General features: G+C 73.5%; 18 protein-coding genes. 5 read left to right on the top strand and 13 right to left on the bottom strand.

Translation table 11 applies throughout. From position 1 onward, the window contains the following. Positions 1–83 precede the first annotated feature (83 nt). The gene (locus ABC270_RS00850; RefSeq protein ID WP_412879039.1) at positions 84–707 is read right to left on the bottom strand and encodes an alpha/beta hydrolase; all 624 of its coding nucleotides are present in this window, start codon (positions 705–707) and stop codon (positions 84–86) included. 60 nt (positions 708–767) lie between these two features. Between ABC270_RS00850 and ABC270_RS00845 the strand changes: the two genes are divergently transcribed. Next, positions 768–1,310: an NUDIX hydrolase family protein gene (locus tag ABC270_RS00845; protein WP_290133519.1), complete on the top strand. Its 543-nt coding sequence runs from the start codon at positions 768–770 to the stop codon at positions 1,308–1,310. Positions 1,311–1,530: 220 nt separating this feature from the next. Here ABC270_RS00845 and ABC270_RS00840 read toward each other — a convergent pair whose 3' ends face one another. Beyond that, on the bottom strand, positions 1,531–1,731 hold the full coding sequence (locus ABC270_RS00840; RefSeq protein ID WP_290133520.1) for a CsbD family protein: 201 nt from the start codon (positions 1,729–1,731) through the stop codon (positions 1,531–1,533). Positions 1,732–1,856: 125 nt separating this feature from the next. Then, the gene (locus ABC270_RS00835; protein ID WP_412879038.1) at positions 1,857–3,530 is read right to left on the bottom strand and encodes a DEAD/DEAH box helicase; all 1,674 of its coding nucleotides are present in this window, start codon (positions 3,528–3,530) and stop codon (positions 1,857–1,859) included. Between the two features lie 275 nt (positions 3,531–3,805). On the opposite strand from ABC270_RS00835, the gene ABC270_RS00830 reads away from it, so the two are divergent. Then, positions 3,806–4,630: an endo alpha-1,4 polygalactosaminidase gene (locus tag ABC270_RS00830; RefSeq protein WP_412879037.1), complete on the top strand. Its 825-nt coding sequence runs from the start codon at positions 3,806–3,808 to the stop codon at positions 4,628–4,630. A gap of 76 nt (positions 4,631–4,706) precedes the next feature. Here ABC270_RS00830 and ABC270_RS00825 read toward each other — a convergent pair whose 3' ends face one another. The 4 genes from ABC270_RS00825 to ABC270_RS00810 all read right to left on the bottom strand — a co-directional run bounded on the left by ABC270_RS00825 (position 4,707) and on the right by ABC270_RS00810 (position 6,965). Next, complete coding sequence (locus tag ABC270_RS00825) at positions 4,707–5,066, bottom strand: GntR family transcriptional regulator (protein WP_412879036.1); 360 nt, start codon at positions 5,064–5,066, stop codon at positions 4,707–4,709. Positions 5,067–5,076: 10 nt separating this feature from the next. Further along, on the bottom strand, positions 5,077–5,646 hold the full coding sequence (locus ABC270_RS00820) for a DUF1684 domain-containing protein (protein WP_412882016.1): 570 nt from the start codon (positions 5,644–5,646) through the stop codon (positions 5,077–5,079). Between the two features lie 148 nt (positions 5,647–5,794). Continuing rightward, positions 5,795–6,274, bottom strand: coding sequence for a hypothetical protein (locus ABC270_RS00815; protein ID WP_412879035.1), 480 nt, complete (start codon positions 6,272–6,274; stop codon positions 5,795–5,797). 58 nt (positions 6,275–6,332) lie between these two features. Beyond that, positions 6,333–6,965: a GNAT family N-acetyltransferase gene (locus tag ABC270_RS00810; RefSeq protein ID WP_412879034.1), complete on the bottom strand. Its 633-nt coding sequence runs from the start codon at positions 6,963–6,965 to the stop codon at positions 6,333–6,335. A gap of 96 nt (positions 6,966–7,061) precedes the next feature. Here ABC270_RS00810 and ABC270_RS00805 point away from each other — a divergent pair, with 96 nt between their 5' ends. Further along, complete coding sequence (locus ABC270_RS00805; protein WP_412879033.1) at positions 7,062–7,640, top strand: 2-phosphosulfolactate phosphatase; 579 nt, start codon at positions 7,062–7,064, stop codon at positions 7,638–7,640. A gap of 38 nt (positions 7,641–7,678) precedes the next feature. Continuing rightward, positions 7,679–7,981, top strand: a complete 303-nt coding sequence (locus ABC270_RS00800; protein WP_058724861.1) for a DUF427 domain-containing protein — start codon at positions 7,679–7,681, stop codon at positions 7,979–7,981. A 66-nt stretch (positions 7,982–8,047) separates the two neighbouring features. On the opposite strand, the gene ABC270_RS00795 is transcribed toward ABC270_RS00800, so the two are convergent. The 6 genes from ABC270_RS00795 to ABC270_RS00770 all read right to left on the bottom strand — a co-directional run bounded on the left by ABC270_RS00795 (position 8,048) and on the right by ABC270_RS00770 (position 13,449). Further along, complete coding sequence (locus tag ABC270_RS00795) at positions 8,048–9,298, bottom strand: Nramp family divalent metal transporter (RefSeq protein WP_412879032.1); 1,251 nt, start codon at positions 9,296–9,298, stop codon at positions 8,048–8,050. Between the two features lie 97 nt (positions 9,299–9,395). Next, positions 9,396–10,091, bottom strand: coding sequence for a CGNR zinc finger domain-containing protein (locus ABC270_RS00790; protein ID WP_412879031.1), 696 nt, complete (start codon positions 10,089–10,091; stop codon positions 9,396–9,398). Positions 10,092–10,100: 9 nt separating this feature from the next. Further along, entirely contained in the window at positions 10,101–10,586 is a 486-nt protein-coding gene (locus ABC270_RS00785; protein ID WP_412879030.1) for a SprT-like domain-containing protein, read from the bottom strand. Beyond that, the gene (locus ABC270_RS00780; protein ID WP_412879029.1) at positions 10,583–11,428 is read right to left on the bottom strand and encodes a hypothetical protein; all 846 of its coding nucleotides are present in this window, start codon (positions 11,426–11,428) and stop codon (positions 10,583–10,585) included. The genes ABC270_RS00785 and ABC270_RS00780 overlap by 4 nt, the downstream gene beginning before the upstream one ends. A 122-nt stretch (positions 11,429–11,550) precedes the next feature. Beyond that, positions 11,551–12,312, bottom strand: coding sequence for a DUF308 domain-containing protein (locus ABC270_RS00775; RefSeq protein WP_412879028.1), 762 nt, complete (start codon positions 12,310–12,312; stop codon positions 11,551–11,553). 294 nt (positions 12,313–12,606) lie between these two features. Next, positions 12,607–13,449, bottom strand: coding sequence for a spermidine synthase (locus tag ABC270_RS00770; RefSeq protein WP_412879027.1), 843 nt, complete (start codon positions 13,447–13,449; stop codon positions 12,607–12,609). A gap of 157 nt (positions 13,450–13,606) precedes the next feature. On the opposite strand from ABC270_RS00770, the gene ABC270_RS00765 reads away from it, so the two are divergent. Continuing rightward, positions 13,607–14,119 (top strand): hypothetical protein, encoded by a 513-nt coding sequence (locus ABC270_RS00765; protein ID WP_412879026.1) that lies wholly within the window; start codon positions 13,607–13,609, stop codon positions 14,117–14,119. Positions 14,120–14,121: the final 2 nt, after the last annotated feature.

The following is a 14,121-nucleotide window of genomic DNA, read 5'->3' as shown; positions in this document are numbered from 1 at the left end:
GCGCGCACGAGGCACGGATCTGTCGCTTTCGCGTCATCGACCGACCCCGGCCGTAGTACCGCCGGCGCGCGGCGCGCGGCTCCCTACGCGCCGTCGCCGACGAACGCGGCGACGTCCGCCAGCTCCGCGGCGGACACCGCGTGCGGCAGCCCGACGTACTCCCGGTCGGTCACGTCCGTGTGCGCGGCGGCCCACGCCTGCGTCCGGGCGGTGGCCTCGGCCGGGATCACGGGGTCGAGGTCGCCGTGCCCGAGGAACACCCGCGGACGGACCGCTGCCACGGCCTCGTCCCGCGAGTCCGTCACCCCGGGCACCACGAACCCGGAGAGCGACACCGCGAACGCGAAGCCCGCCGGTCGGGCACGGAGGAGCTGCAGCGCCATCGAGCCGCCCTGGGAGAACCCGAGCAGTCCGATGCGCGGGTGGTCGGCGGCGACCGAGTCGACCCAGTCGAGCACCCCGGCCACGGCGTCGTCCACCGGACCGAGTGCGGGGGACCCCGGCGTGCTGAGCGGGTACCACGAGTACCCCGGGCCCCACTCGAGCGGCGCCCGCAGTGAGGCCACCGTCCAGGCCGGCGGCAGTGCCGGTGCGAGGCCGAGGAGGTCGCGCTCGTTCGACCCCACCCCGTGCATCGCGACCACGAGTGGGGTGCCCGCACGCTCGGACGGGCCGCGGGTCCACTGCACGAGGTCGCTGTCGATCATGCGACCAACGCTAGCCGTGGCGTCCGCCGAACTCGCCGCCGTGCCTGGTAGACACGGTGCATGGCCTCGCTGCGCACCCCCGACCCCGACTCCGGCTGGCTGTCCGACGAGGAACTCGCGAACATCCGCCGGCGCCTGCCGATCTGCTACGTCGAGGCGATCCCCGTCCGGACCGACGGCCTCGGCGTCGTCACCGAGGTCGGGGTGCTGCTCCGGGTCGCGCCGAGCGGGTCGATCGCCCGGACGCTCGTCTCCGGCCGGGTGATGTACGGCGAGTCGATCCGCACGGCGCTGTTCCGGCACCTCGAGAAGGACCTCGGACCGATGGCCTTTCCCCAGCTGCCTGCGAGCCCGACGCCCTTCACCGTCGCCGAGTACTTCCCGCTGCCCGGCGCGTCCGTGTACACCGACGAGCGGCAGCACGCGATCTCCCTCGCGTACGTCGTCCCGGTGACGGGGACGTGCGAGCCGCGCCAGGACGCCCTCGAACTCACGTGGATGAGCCCCATCGAGGCAGCCTCCGACGCCGTCGCCGACGAGATGGAGGGCGGCCGCGGCGCACTGCTCCGCGCGGGCCTGGCGTCGGTCGGCGCCCTGCACTAGCGGCCCCGCCCGCCGCCCGCACACGACCCCGGCGGTTCCGCTGGCCGCCGCACAACCAAAGCCGCTTCGCACTGCGCGAAACCGTGGTGCGGATGAACGTTGGTCGTGCGGACATCAGACCTCGGCGCGGACGCACCCGCGTGCCCGCCCGCCCGCACACGACGAAGCCCCCGGGACCACGTGGTCCTGGGGGCTTCGCAGCTCGGTCGTGCGACCGGCTTCAGTGCTTCTCGTTGCGGAGGCTGTCTGCGACGCCGTGCGCCGCGTCCTTGACGTCATCGACGCCCTGCTTGGCCGACGCCTTGGCCTGGTCGGTCTGACCCTCGGCCTTGAGCTTGTCGTTGCCGGTGAGGTTGCCGATGCCCTCCTTGACCTTGCCGACGAGCTTCTCGCCGGTGTGGTTCTCTTCGCTGCCAGCCATACGGTCTCCTTCCAACGACGGACGTTTCCCCGTCAGCCGCTCGCGCGGCATCCGGTGCAGGAGAAGTTACGCCCGACGCCCGGTCACGTTCGGAGGAGACGTCGAGGTTCGGGGGACGACGAGCCTCAGTGGCGGTCGGCAGCACCCGCCGGACGGGAGGCACGGCGCGACCCACGACGACGGCTTCCGCCCGACTCGGACCCGGCTCCACGGCCCGCCGCGTAGCCACCCTCGGACGACCACACCGGAGCGGACCCGCCACGGACGACGTCGCTCGACGCGCGACGGCTGCCGCCGCGGCGCTGACCGCCCGACGGAGCGCCATCGGACCCGCGACGCTGACCGCCCGATGCAGCCGCGTCGGCACCACGGCCGCCACGACGACCACCGGTCGCCTGGCCGCCACGACCGCCCTCGGCGTCCGCCGGACGACCACCACGACGGTTGCCGGAGCCGGCCGACCCGGCGGCCGGGGCTGCCTGCGCGGCCTGACCCGTGCCTCCCGACCGGCCACCGCGACCACGACGACGACCGCCGCCCGCGCTGTCGGACTCGGCCGTGCGCTGCTTCGGCGCACGCTGCTGCTGCGCCGGCTGCTCCGGGGCGACGTGGCGGATCGGAGCGACCTCGCCGACGAGCTCCGCCACGGCGGGCGACTCCGACGTGACCTGCTGCGGCTTCACCGAGATGGCGGCGGCGCGCATCATCTGCGCGACGTCACGCCGCTCGGTCGGCAGCGAGATCGTCACGACGTCACCCGAGGAACCGGCACGCGCGGTCCGGCCCGAGCGGTGCAGGTACGCCTTGTGCTCGGTCGGCGGGTCGACGTGCACGACGAGCTCGACGTGGTCGACGTGCACACCGCGGGCGGCGACGTCGGTGGCGACGAGGACGAGGGCCTCACCGGAGGAGAACTTCGCGAGGTTGCGCTCCCGGGCACCCTGCGACAGGTTGCCCTGCAGGTCGACGGCCGGGATCCCCTGGCTCGTGAGCTGCTTCGCGAGGCGCTTCGCGTGGTGCTTCGTGCGCATGAACAGGATGCGACGACCGGTACCCGAGGCGAGCGTGCGCACGAGGGCCTTCTTGGCGTCGGCGTCCGGGACCTCGAAGAGGTGGTGCGTCATGGCCTCGACGGGGCTGGTCTCGTCGTCGACCGAGTGCAGGACCGGGTCGTGCAGGAACCGCTTGACGAGCTTGTCCACGCCGTTGTCGAGCGTCGCCGAGAACAGGAGCCGCTGCCCCTGCTCGGGCGTCGCCTGCATGATCTTGGTCACACCGGGGAGGAAGCCCATGTCGGCCATGTGGTCGGCCTCGTCGAGGACGGTCACCTCGATGTCGCCGAGGGACACGTGGCCCTGCTGCATGAGGTCGGCGAGACGACCCGGGCAGGCGACGACCACGTCGACGCCACCGCGGAGTGCGTCGACCTGACGTCCCTGCGAGACGCCGCCGAAGACGGTCGTCGTCTTGAGACCCATGGCCTCGGCGAGCGGCGCGAGGGTCGCGTCGATCTGCGTCGCGAGCTCGCGGGTCGGGGCGAGCACGAGCGCGCGGGGGCGGCCGGCGCGGCGCTTCCGGGGGTTTGCCGCGAGGCGGGCGGCCAGCGGGATCGCGAACGCGATGGTCTTGCCGGAGCCGGTGCGGCCGCGGCCGAGGACGTCCTTGCCGCGGAGGGAGTCGGGGAGCGTGTCCGCCTGGATCGGGAAGGCGGTCTCCTTGCCCTGGCGGGCGAGGACGTCGGCCATCGGCGCGGGGACGCCGAGGTCGGCGAAGCGGATGTCGGTGGTGGTGGCGGTCATCGTGACCTTTCCAGCCGGTTCGACCGGCTGTGGGCGCGCTCGTGTGCAGCGCGCGGGCGGGATGCGCACCAGCACGGGTGGCTGGCGCAGTCGCCGCAGCAGAGAGCCTGGGCACCTTCGTGAGGTGCTCGATCATCGACCAACAGGTGGTCGGGAGTCGGGGGCGTCCGTACGACGCACGAGGCGATCGGCGCCTCGAGTACCCCCAGCATAGCGGGTGCACCCCCGCGGACCGGGGGTGGGGCCGTTCGCCCTGCGCGTGCGAGGATGCCCGGATGCGTGCCAGGACCCTGCTCATGACCGTCGCGACGACCCTGGTGGCCGTGCTCGGCACCGCCGCCTGCGCCACCGCGACCCCGGCGTCCTCGTACCGGAACCTGCCGACCTCCGGTGTCCCCGACTACCAGCTCGGTGGCGCGTACACACCCCCGGCCGGTGTCACGATCGTCGAGCGGGACAGCACCGCGCGCCCGGCGACGGGGAAGTACTCGATCTGCTACGTCAACGGCTTCCAGACCCAGCCCGAGGACGCCCGGATGTGGAAGCGGGACCACCCGACCGCGATCCTCCGGGACGCGGCGGGGAAGCCCGTCTCCGACCCGGGCTGGCCGGACAAGATGCTCCTCGACACCACGACCGCGGCCAAGCGCGCCACCATCGTCCGGGTGCTGACGAAGACCGTCAGCCGGTGCGCCGACCGGCGGTTCGACGCGGTCGAGTTCGACAACCTCGACTCGTGGACGCGGTCGAAGGGCAGGCTCACGCGCTCCGGCAACCTCGCGCTCGCCGCCGCGCTCGTGCGGCTCGGGCACGGCAAGGGCCTCGCCGTCGGGCAGAAGAACACCCCGCAGCTCGGGGCCTCCGGGCGGAAGCAGACCGGGTTCGACTTCGTCGTCGCCGAGGAGTGCTTCGTCTACCAGGAGTGCGGCGCGTACACGAAGGCGTACGGGAAGCGCGTCATCGACGTCGAGTACACGGACAACAGCGTGCGGCCGTGGTCGTCCGTGTGTGCGTCGACGAAGCGGCCGGCGATGACGATCCTCCGGGACCGCGACCTGGTGCCGGCCGGCGACGACGCGTACGTCTTCCAGCACTGCTGACGCGGCAGCGCGGGCCGCGTCGCGTCCGCGAGGAGCCGGCCTGGAGGCGCGGGTCGCTCCCGCCCCGCCGGGCGCGTCAGGCGGGCCAGGCCTCGTGCAGCGCCGTGGCGGCCTGGTCGGCCGACAACCCGGCACTCCGTGCGGCGACGGCGAGGGCGTGCGCTGCCTCCGCGACCTCCGCCGGCACCGTGGCCGGGCGCACCACGCGGGTGCCGGCGCCGCGTGCGGTGTGGACGAGTCCCGACTCCTCGAGCAACTGGTACGCCTTCGCGACCGTCCCTGCGGCCAGCCCCAGCTCGTCCGCGAGTCCTCGGACGCTCGGCAGCCGCTCGCCGTCGACGAGGTAGCCCGCCTGGATCTGCGCGGCGATCTGCGCGCGGACCTGCTCGAACGGCGGGACGCTCCCGCCGCGGTCGAGTGCCACCAGACCGTTCATCTGCACCTCGCTAGAAGTCGTACTGCTCGCCGACGGGGATCGGGACGGGGACGGTGTTGCCGGGCGGCGCGAGCGGGCACGCCCACGCGGGGTCGTACGCGCACGAGGGGTTGTACGCGAAGTTGAAGTCGAGCACGAGCTCGTCGTCCTCACCACCGAGGTCCGCGCCCTTGATCGTGTCGAGCAGGTAGCGGCCACCGCCGTAGGTGCCGCGGGCCTTGCCGGCGCTGGCGTCCTTCACCGGCACGAAGACGCCGCCTGCGTACCCGCCGTGGGACCAGACGTCGAGCGTCCCGACGCCGGGGAGCCGCACCACGCCGAGACGGTCGAAGTGCACGACGCCGTCCGTCCCGGTCTCCACGTCCATCGCCTGCGGCTCCGCCGGCTCGATCCGGGCGTGGAACCGCCAGTCCGGGTCGTACGTCGGGACCGGCAGCGACTCGAAGTCGGCGGCGTCCTCGGGCAGCAGGGGCGACGCCGGGTGGTCGGCGAACATCGCGTCCCGGGTCTCCCGCCAGAACGCGTGCGCGGTCTCGGGGTCCGGGGTCGCCCGGACCCGGCGGTACAGGTCGAACGTCATCCGCCGCCAGTCGACCGTCGCGAGCGTGCTCGCGACGGTGCCCACGTCGTCGGTCCGGGGCTCGGTTCCTGCTCGCAGGTCGCTCACCCGACCAGGCTACGCCCGGGGCGCTCACGCAGGCGAGCACGGCTCCGCGGGTCCGTGCAGGTCACGCCGGACGTCGCCATGTGGGGGCGAGCTGCCGCATCCGCAGTCCGCGCCACTGCCAGATGACCCACATCCCCGGCCACAGCAGCACCCCGAGGACCGGCGGCCGCATCCGGTAGGTCAGCCGGTCGAGCAGCAGGGTCGTCCCGTCGCCGAGGTCGACCGTGGCCATCCGGTGTGCCATGGTCATGCGGCCGAAGAGTCCCGACACCCCGCCGCCGTTGTCGCGCTGCACGGGGACGCCCTGCACCTCGTAGCGGTCGATGTCCACGTGGGTGTCGCCGCTCGGGAACAGTCCGAAGGCGTCGGCCGCGATCGGGTGCGGCTCACCGGGCGTCCAGCGGGCCGGGAAGCCCTCGGGGGAGCGCGACCGGTAGCGGAGGAACGGCTTCGTGACCGCGACCATCACCGACGGTGACAGGAGCGCGTCGCGGACCGTGTCCACCGGGGCGTCGAGGACGGTGCGGAGACCCACGTGCATGTGCTCGACGCTACGCGGGCCGACTGTGACGGGAGCGCTGCCGGACGGACCGGTGTGCTCAGGCGTGCCGGGCGGACCGGCGGCGGGAGCCCTCGGCCCGGTCGTGCCGACGGAGGCGCTCGGCGAGGGACATCCGGACGGTGGGCCACTCGGACGCGGTGATCGAGAACACGACGGTGTCGCGGAGGGTGCCGTCGCGGCCGATCTGGTGGTTCCGCAGCACACCGTCCTGCTTCGCACCGAGCGCCGTGATCGCCGCGCGGGACTGCATGTTGTGGAAGTGCGTCCGGAACTCGACCGCGATGCACTGCCACGACTCGAACGCGTGCGAGAGCTGCAGGAGCTTGGCCTCGGTGTTGATGCCCGTGCGCTGTGCCGACCGGGCGAGGAACGTCGAACCGATCTCGACGCGACGGTTCGCCTGGTCGACGTTCATGAACGTGGTCGACCCCACCACGCGGCCGGTCGGGCGATCCCGGACCGCGAACGGCACCATGCGACCCGCCTCGTGCTCGGCGAGCCGCCGCTCGATCTCGGCGTCGACCTGCGCCGGCGCCGGGATCGAGGTGTACCAGGTCCGCCACAGATCGCCGTCCGTGACCGCCGCCCGCAGGTCGTCCGCGTGCTCCGCCCCGAGGGGTTCGAGGGTCACACGGTCGCCGGTCAGGGTGGGAACGGGGGCGATCTCCATGACACGGGATCCTACGGTGACCGACCGTCACCGAGCCTGGGGGGACGGCCCACCTGTGGAGACGGACAGGGGGCTGTGGACGGCTACCCTGTGCTCGTGGCAGCACGCACGCAGCAGCAGTACCAGGTCCGGTTCGCGTGGGGCGTCGCCGGCGCCGAGCGGATCGCGCACGACACCCACCTGCTCGTCTGGGTCGACGTGCTCCCGGCGCCGCGCGGCCACGACGACACGCTCCGTCGCACCGTCGCGGCGCTGCCGGACGGTCCGGAGGTCGTGCTCGGCCACCTCGGCAACGCGAGCGCGATCGCGGAACGCGTGACGCGCCTCCAGGCCGACCGTGGTGACCGCTGCGTCGTCGCGATCGTCGCCGCCGGAACCGACCACGCTGCCCGCTCGGACGCGGCGGACGCCGCCGGCGAGGCGTGGGACGTCCCCGGATCACCGGACTTCGCGGTGGAGGACCTCCTCGCCGCCGGCGCCGTCCTCGACGCGCTCGCCGCGGTCGGGATCGACCACACGTCGCCCGAGGCCGCAGCCGCCTGCGCGGCGTACACCGGGCTCCGGCGGGCCACGAAGCACCTCGTCTCGGCGTCCGAGGGGGCGCGGGAGCTCGACCGGGCCGACGTGCAGGCGGCGCTGGCCCGCGGTGGGGAACTCGTCACCCTGCGGGCGTAGCGTCCACAAGCGACAACGGACCCGAGAAGGAGCACGTCATGAAGGCAGTCGTCGGTGACACCGTGATCGCGGAGAGCGACAAGGACGACCTCATCCAGATCGAGGGCAACTGGTACTTCCCGCCGTCGAGCGTGAAGACCGAGCTCCTCACCGAGAGCCCGACGCAGTACCACTGCCCGTGGAAGGGTGACACGCAGTACTACACCGTGCACGTCGACGGGCAGGAGCTGCCGGACCGCGCCTGGTCGTACCCGACGCCGATCCCGTCGTCGTTCGACCGTGTGGGCAAGGACTACTCGGGCTACGTCGCGTTCTGGAAGGACGTCAAGGTCGTCGAGTAGACCCGGCGGCGCGCGCGTGGGCGGGCCGACGGTGCGTGCGCGCGGCCGGGCCCGCGGCGCCGCGCGTCAGCCCGCCAGCGTCAGCCAGACCAGCGCGACGTTGAGCGCCACGATCACCAGCGCGATGACCCCCGCGACCACGCGGGTGGTCATCGCGTTGACGTCGTCCCCCATCACGCTCCGCCGCGAGGTGTAGACCACCAGCGGCACGATCGCGAACGCGATCCCGAAGCTCAGCACGACCTGGCTGACCACGAGCAGCATCGTCGCGTCCGCGTTCACCGCGAGCAGCACGATCGCGGGCACCAGGGTCACGAGCCGCCGTGCGATCACCGGGATCCGCACGTGCAGCAGTCCCTTCATGATCTCGGCGCCGGCCATGCAGCCCACCGAGGTCGACGCCAACCCGGACGCGAGCAGTCCCACCGCGAACAGCACCCCCACGACCGGGCCGACGTGCGCCACGATGGCAGCCTGCGCGCCCGGGATGGTGTCCGTGCCCTCGACCCCGGGCAGCGTCGCCGCGGCGAGGACGAGCATGCAGACGTTCACGCCGCCGGCGACGACGAGCGCGAGTGCCACGTCCCACCGCGTCGCGACGAGCACGCGTCGGCGCTCCGGACCCGCGGGGACGTCCCCGTGCCGGTCCCGGGCGAGGGCCGAGTGCAGGTACACCGCGTGCGGCATCACGGTCGCACCGAGCATCGACGCCGCGAGCAGCACCGACCCGGAGCCCTCGAAGCGCGGGACGAGCCCGGCGACGAGCTCGCCGGGCGACACCTGCGCGAACAACAGCCCCGCGCAGAACCCGACCGTCAGGATCGCGAGCATCGCGGTGACCACGGCCTCGAACGCCCGGGTCCCCCGCCGGTTCTGCAGCAGCAGGATCGCCATCGACACCACGCCCGTGATCACCCCGCCGGCGACCAGCGGCAGGCCGAAGAGCAGGTGCAGCGCGAGTGCACCACCGATGACCTCGGCGATGTCCGTCGCCGCCGCGACGACCTCGGCCTGCGCCCAGAACAGCAGCCGGGGCGTGCGCCGCATCCGCAAGCCCAGGTGCTCCGGGAGGGACCTGCCCGTGACGACGCCGAGCTTCGCGGAGAGGTACTGCACCACCACCGCGCTCGCGTTGGCGGCCACGAGCACCCAGAGCAGGAGGTAGCCGTACTCCGCCCCGGCCGTGAGGTTCGCGGCGACGTTGCCGGGGTCGACGTAGGCGATGGCCGCGACGAACGCGGGGCCGAGGAGCGTCAGACCGGCGGCGCGCTTCCGGGGTGCGGTCGCCTCGGCGGGGCGGGTCGCGGTGTCGGTCATGCGGACCAGTGTGCCAGAGGATTCGGTACACCGAATCCTTGTTTTCGAGCCGTGTGCACATTGCGATCCGGACTGCCAGGTCAGACCCCGCCTGGCGTCAGCCCGCCGCGCGCCGCGCCCGGTGCGCGCGGACCTTCGCCCGGTTGCCGCACCGCTGCATCGAGCACCACCGACGGGTCCCCCCGCGCGAGGAGTCGTAGAACACGAGGCCGCAGTCCTCGGCCGAGCACCGGCTGAGCCGCGTCGGTCGCCCGTCGGCCTCGGCGTCGTCGAACCCGACCTCGGTGAAGAGCGCGACGGCGTCCCGTGCGACGCTCGACAGTGCCTGCGCCAGACGCACGCGGTTCGCCCCGGCCCGGCGGCGACCACCCGGGAGGCTCGGCGGCACGTCCGGCAGCGCCGCGAACAGGTTCACCGTGTCGATGTCGTCGGGAGCCGGCCGGGTCCGACCGGTCCCTGCGCGGAGTCCCGCCGCCACCGCGGTCCGCTCGGCCGCTGTCGACGCGGGAGCCGGGGCAGCGGCCACCGCGAGCCGGGCGATCGCCGCCCGCAGCGCCCTGGCGTCCTGCAGCTCGCGCGCCGTCGCACCGACGTCGATCGGCTCGGTGTGGTCGCCGAGCCACTCGTCGAGGTCGGCCGGCGTCGCGAGGAGCTCCCCGAGCTGCGACCGCGGTCTGCGTCCGTCGGGGTCGTCCGCGAAACCCCCGGTGTGCGCGAAGTCGAGGGCGATCCGTCCGGCGTCGAAGAACCAGGACGATCCGGCGTCCGTGCGGATGTGCTGCCCCGTGTGCATCCGCCCAGGCTAACGGGTTACCGCCTCCGCGCCAGCGGCAGCCGTCGACCGCCGCTGCCAGGTGATCACGTTGCGGGCGTCGAACCGCCGGGAGCACTTCGCACACGCCAGCGGCCGCGTCGGCGTGCGGTACCGGACGTGCTCGTGGCCCGCCGGACACGTCCCCACCCACGGCGCGAGCTCGGTCGCGACGGGTCCGTCGTACAGCCGCGACCCCCGGTACCCGATCCCCGCGGCCGTCCGCCGCCACACCGGGCCGTGCGCTGCTCGTGCCCCGGCGAGTGCGTGCGCGATCTCGTGCAGCAGGACCTGGTCGGCGTCCTCGTCCGTGAACCGGGCGGCCAGGTGACGGCTCACCGTGATGCGTCGCTTCGTGAAGTCGCACTGGCCGGCCCGCGTCTTCGCGTGGTCGAACGCGAACGTCCAGGACGGGTCGAGGTGCTCCGCCATGAGCCCGGCGGCGCGCTGACGGACGGCGTCGAGCCGTTCCGTCATCGTTCTGCGCGGGGGTCCGCCTGGCCCTTCCGCGCGGCGCGGGCCGCGATGCGGCCCCAGATGTCGTCGGCCTCGGTGCGGGCCGCGTCCGGCGCACCCAGCACCCGACGTCGCACCGGCGGCTCCTGGTCCGCGACCTGCGGCTCCGGCCGGGAGGCCCGCGGCGCCGCCTCGACGTCGTCCTCCGCCCGGCGGGCGGCCACGTCACGGGCCGTTCGCGGCTTCTCCTGCTGGTCGTCGGTGGTCGAGATGGCGGCGCGCATCGCTGCCTCGACCGCGGTGCGGAGGGCGTCGGTGCGCTCCGACGGTGCCCCGGCCTGGCGGAACGCCTGGTAGGCGCGGGAGAGGGCCGAGCGGGCCTCCTCGAAGCGGCCGCTCTCGAACAGCGACCAGCCCTCGAGCTCGGCGGCGGCGCCCTCGAGTTCGGGCCACTCCTCGGTGCGGGCGGTGTCGCGGGCGAGGGCGGCCTCGGTGGCGGCGCGCTCGTGGCGCCCGAGGTCGTGCAGCACGTGCGCGCGGCGGATCCGGGCGGCGACCTTGTCCTGGCGCTCCCCGGTGAACATCGTCAGGCGGAAGACCTCCTCCGCGACGACGAGGGACTCGTCCAGCCGACCGAGCAGGCGCAGCAGTTCGGCCCGCTCAGCGAGAGCCTCCGTGCTGCGGCTCTGCCCGAGGTCGCGGAGGCGCTGCTGCACGCCCTCGGCGTCGACCGCGGGTCGGAGGCTGATCGGCGCGAAGGTCGAACCCGGGCTGACCCCGGCGGTGACGGGCGCGACGTGGCGGCCGTCGCGGGCGCGGTCGGTCCGGTCGTGCGGCTGCGGGTTCTCGGGCGGGAGGGACATCGGTTCGAGGGTAACCGCGCTCCGCCGAGAGCGAGCGGTGCCACGCGCACGGGGGTCACCCGGACGCGGAACGGCCCGCCGTGCCGGAGCACGACGGGCCGTCGGAGGTCGTCCGGTGGCCGTCAGCCCGCGTTGCCCACCGCGGCGGCAGCGGCGACCCCGACGTAGGTCGCGAACGTGGCGATCGTGGCGACGACCGCGAGGATGATCGCGAACACGCCCCAACCACGGCCGCGCTTGGTCACGATCGCGACGATGCCCTGGACGAGGGCCCAGATGCCGAGGATCGCCGCGATGCCCGCCACGATCGCTCCGGTCCCGAGCTGCGAGATCACGTTCGGGTCGTTCATGAGCTGCTGCTGCAACTGCGACTGGTCCGGCGTCGATCCGTCCGTGGGGACGAGGTCCCGGATGGCGCTGCTGTTCGCCAGTGCCGACCCCATCAGCCATCCGCCGACGACACCGATGACCACGGACGCGAGCCCGAGGACGAACGCCACGACGCCGACCGTCTTCTTCTTCGGCTTCGGCTCGTCGTACTGCTGCCACGACGGCCCGCCGTGGTTCGTCGCTGCCGCGGCGGCGTAGGGCTGCTGCTGGTGGTCGTGGTTCCACGCGGGTACGCCGGACCGGTCGTCGTGCTGGCCCTGCCCGTACTGCGACTGGCCGTACTGCGGCGCGGCCGTCTGCTCGCCGTACCGGGGCGCGTCGCCCTGCTCGCCGTACTGCGGCGCCGACGCGGGTTCGGCGCGCTCGCCGTACCGGGGCGCGTCGCCCTGCTCGCCGTACCGCGGGGCGTCAGCGGCGGCGGCATCCGGCGCGGACCCCCAGCTCGGCGCCTGGCCGTCGGCCGGCCGGTCCTCGTTGCTCCGGTCGTTCGTCATGGCGTGCGGTCCCTTCGCTCGGTCGTGCCCTGCACGGTCGTTCATCCCATCCTGCCCGTCGGGTCCTCCGAACGCCCGACAACTCCGCCGGGGTGCACGGCGCGCGGGGCCGACGCGACGAACCACGCGTCGATCGACATGTGGTTCGTCGCAATAGTGACCGAGAACTCCATGCGCGCCCATCGTGCGACGAACCACCTCGGGTTCGACGCGCACGACGTCGAAACGCGCGCGTTTCGTGAGGGAGGTGAGAGAGGTGGAGGACGAGGAGGGGAGGGCCACCCCGCCCGGGGATCAGGCGCCGAAGACGCTCCGGTTCGGCTCGGGCGACGCCACCGCCGTCTGGTCGGTGACGATCGGCGCCCCGGCGACGAACGCCCGCAGCTCGGCCCCGTGCACGACCTTCGCCGGCATCGGGTCCGAGGAGTACCGCCGCGGCATGTCCGCCACGGGCAGGTCCGTCGGGGAGCCGAGCAGCACGATGTTCCCGAACCGGCGGCCCTTGAGCATCCCGGTGTCCGCGACCGCCGCCACCGAGGGCAGCACGGACTGCAGCGTCGACGCCTGGCCCCGGGCGAAGGCCAGTCCCGCGCCGTCCGCCACGTTCACCGCGACGATCCCGGTCGGCGACAGGAGCGCCGCGACCTCCCGGTAGAACTCGACGCTCGTCACGTGCGCGGGGATCTGCGACCCGCCGAACACGTCCACCACCACCAGGTCGACCGAACCCCGCAGCCCCGCGGGCAGCTTCGACAGGACCTCGCGCGCGTCGCCGTACCGCACCCGGATCGACGCCCCACGGGGGAACGGCAGCACCGAGCGCACCTGGTCGACGAGGTCCCGCTCGAGTTCGATGACCTGCTGTCGCGAGCCCGGCCGGGTCACCGCGACGTAGCGGGGCAGCGTGAGCGCACCCGCTCCGAGGTGCAGCGCCGTGATCGGCCCGGCCGGCAGCAGGTCGATCGCGTGCCCGATCCGCCGGATGTACTCGAACGCGAGGTGCGTCGGGTCCTCGAGGTCCACGTGCGACTGCGGCGTGCCGTCGACCACGAGCGTGTACGACCCGGGCCGGTGCTTGTCCGGCTCCACGACCGCGTACCCCGCACCGATCCGGAACCCGTCGAACGCATCAGCCATGCCCCAATCGAACACCACCGCGGATCACCACCCGCACCCCCACCCCTGGTTGGTGTGCCCACGGGTGCCCGCGAACGAGGCTGGGGACACCCCGACGGGAACCCCCGCCGGACGCCGACGGGACCCCCGCCGGACCCCGAACGGAAAGGCCCACCCGATGTCCGCCCAGCTCGTCGTCAACGTCCTCCTCGGTCTCGCCCTCGTCGGCTTCCTCGCCTACCGGCAGGCCACCTGGCAGTACCTCGACCCGACCCGCATCTGGCGCACGCCGCTCGTCATGGGCGTCGTCGGCGTCGTCGTCCTCGCGAACTCGGGGCTCACGGTCACCACCACCGACGTGGTGTTCCTCGCGATCGAGGCCCTCGTCACGATCGGCGTCGGTCTGACCATGGGCACGATCACCCGCTTCCGCACCGTGTCGACCCCGGACAGCAAGGGCCGCACGCTCCAGTCCCGCACCGGCTGGACGGGCGCAGCGCTCTGGGTCGTCCTCATCGTCGTGCGCATCGGCCTCGACGTCCTCGGCGGCCACCTCGGCGCCCACCTGCTCACCTCGACCGGCACGATCCTGCTCGTCCTCGCCCTGAACCGTGCCGCCCGCGCCGTCGTCGTGGATCAGCGCATCCCCGGCCGCAGCGCCCGTCGGACGAGCGGCATGATGGTCCGGTGACC

The organism is Curtobacterium phoenicis (assembly GCF_047238015.1).
Taxonomy (GTDB): domain Bacteria; phylum Actinomycetota; class Actinomycetes; order Actinomycetales; family Microbacteriaceae; genus Curtobacterium.
Note: the sequence above shows the minus strand (reverse complement) of the source record. Positions and strands in the feature narration are given on the sequence as shown.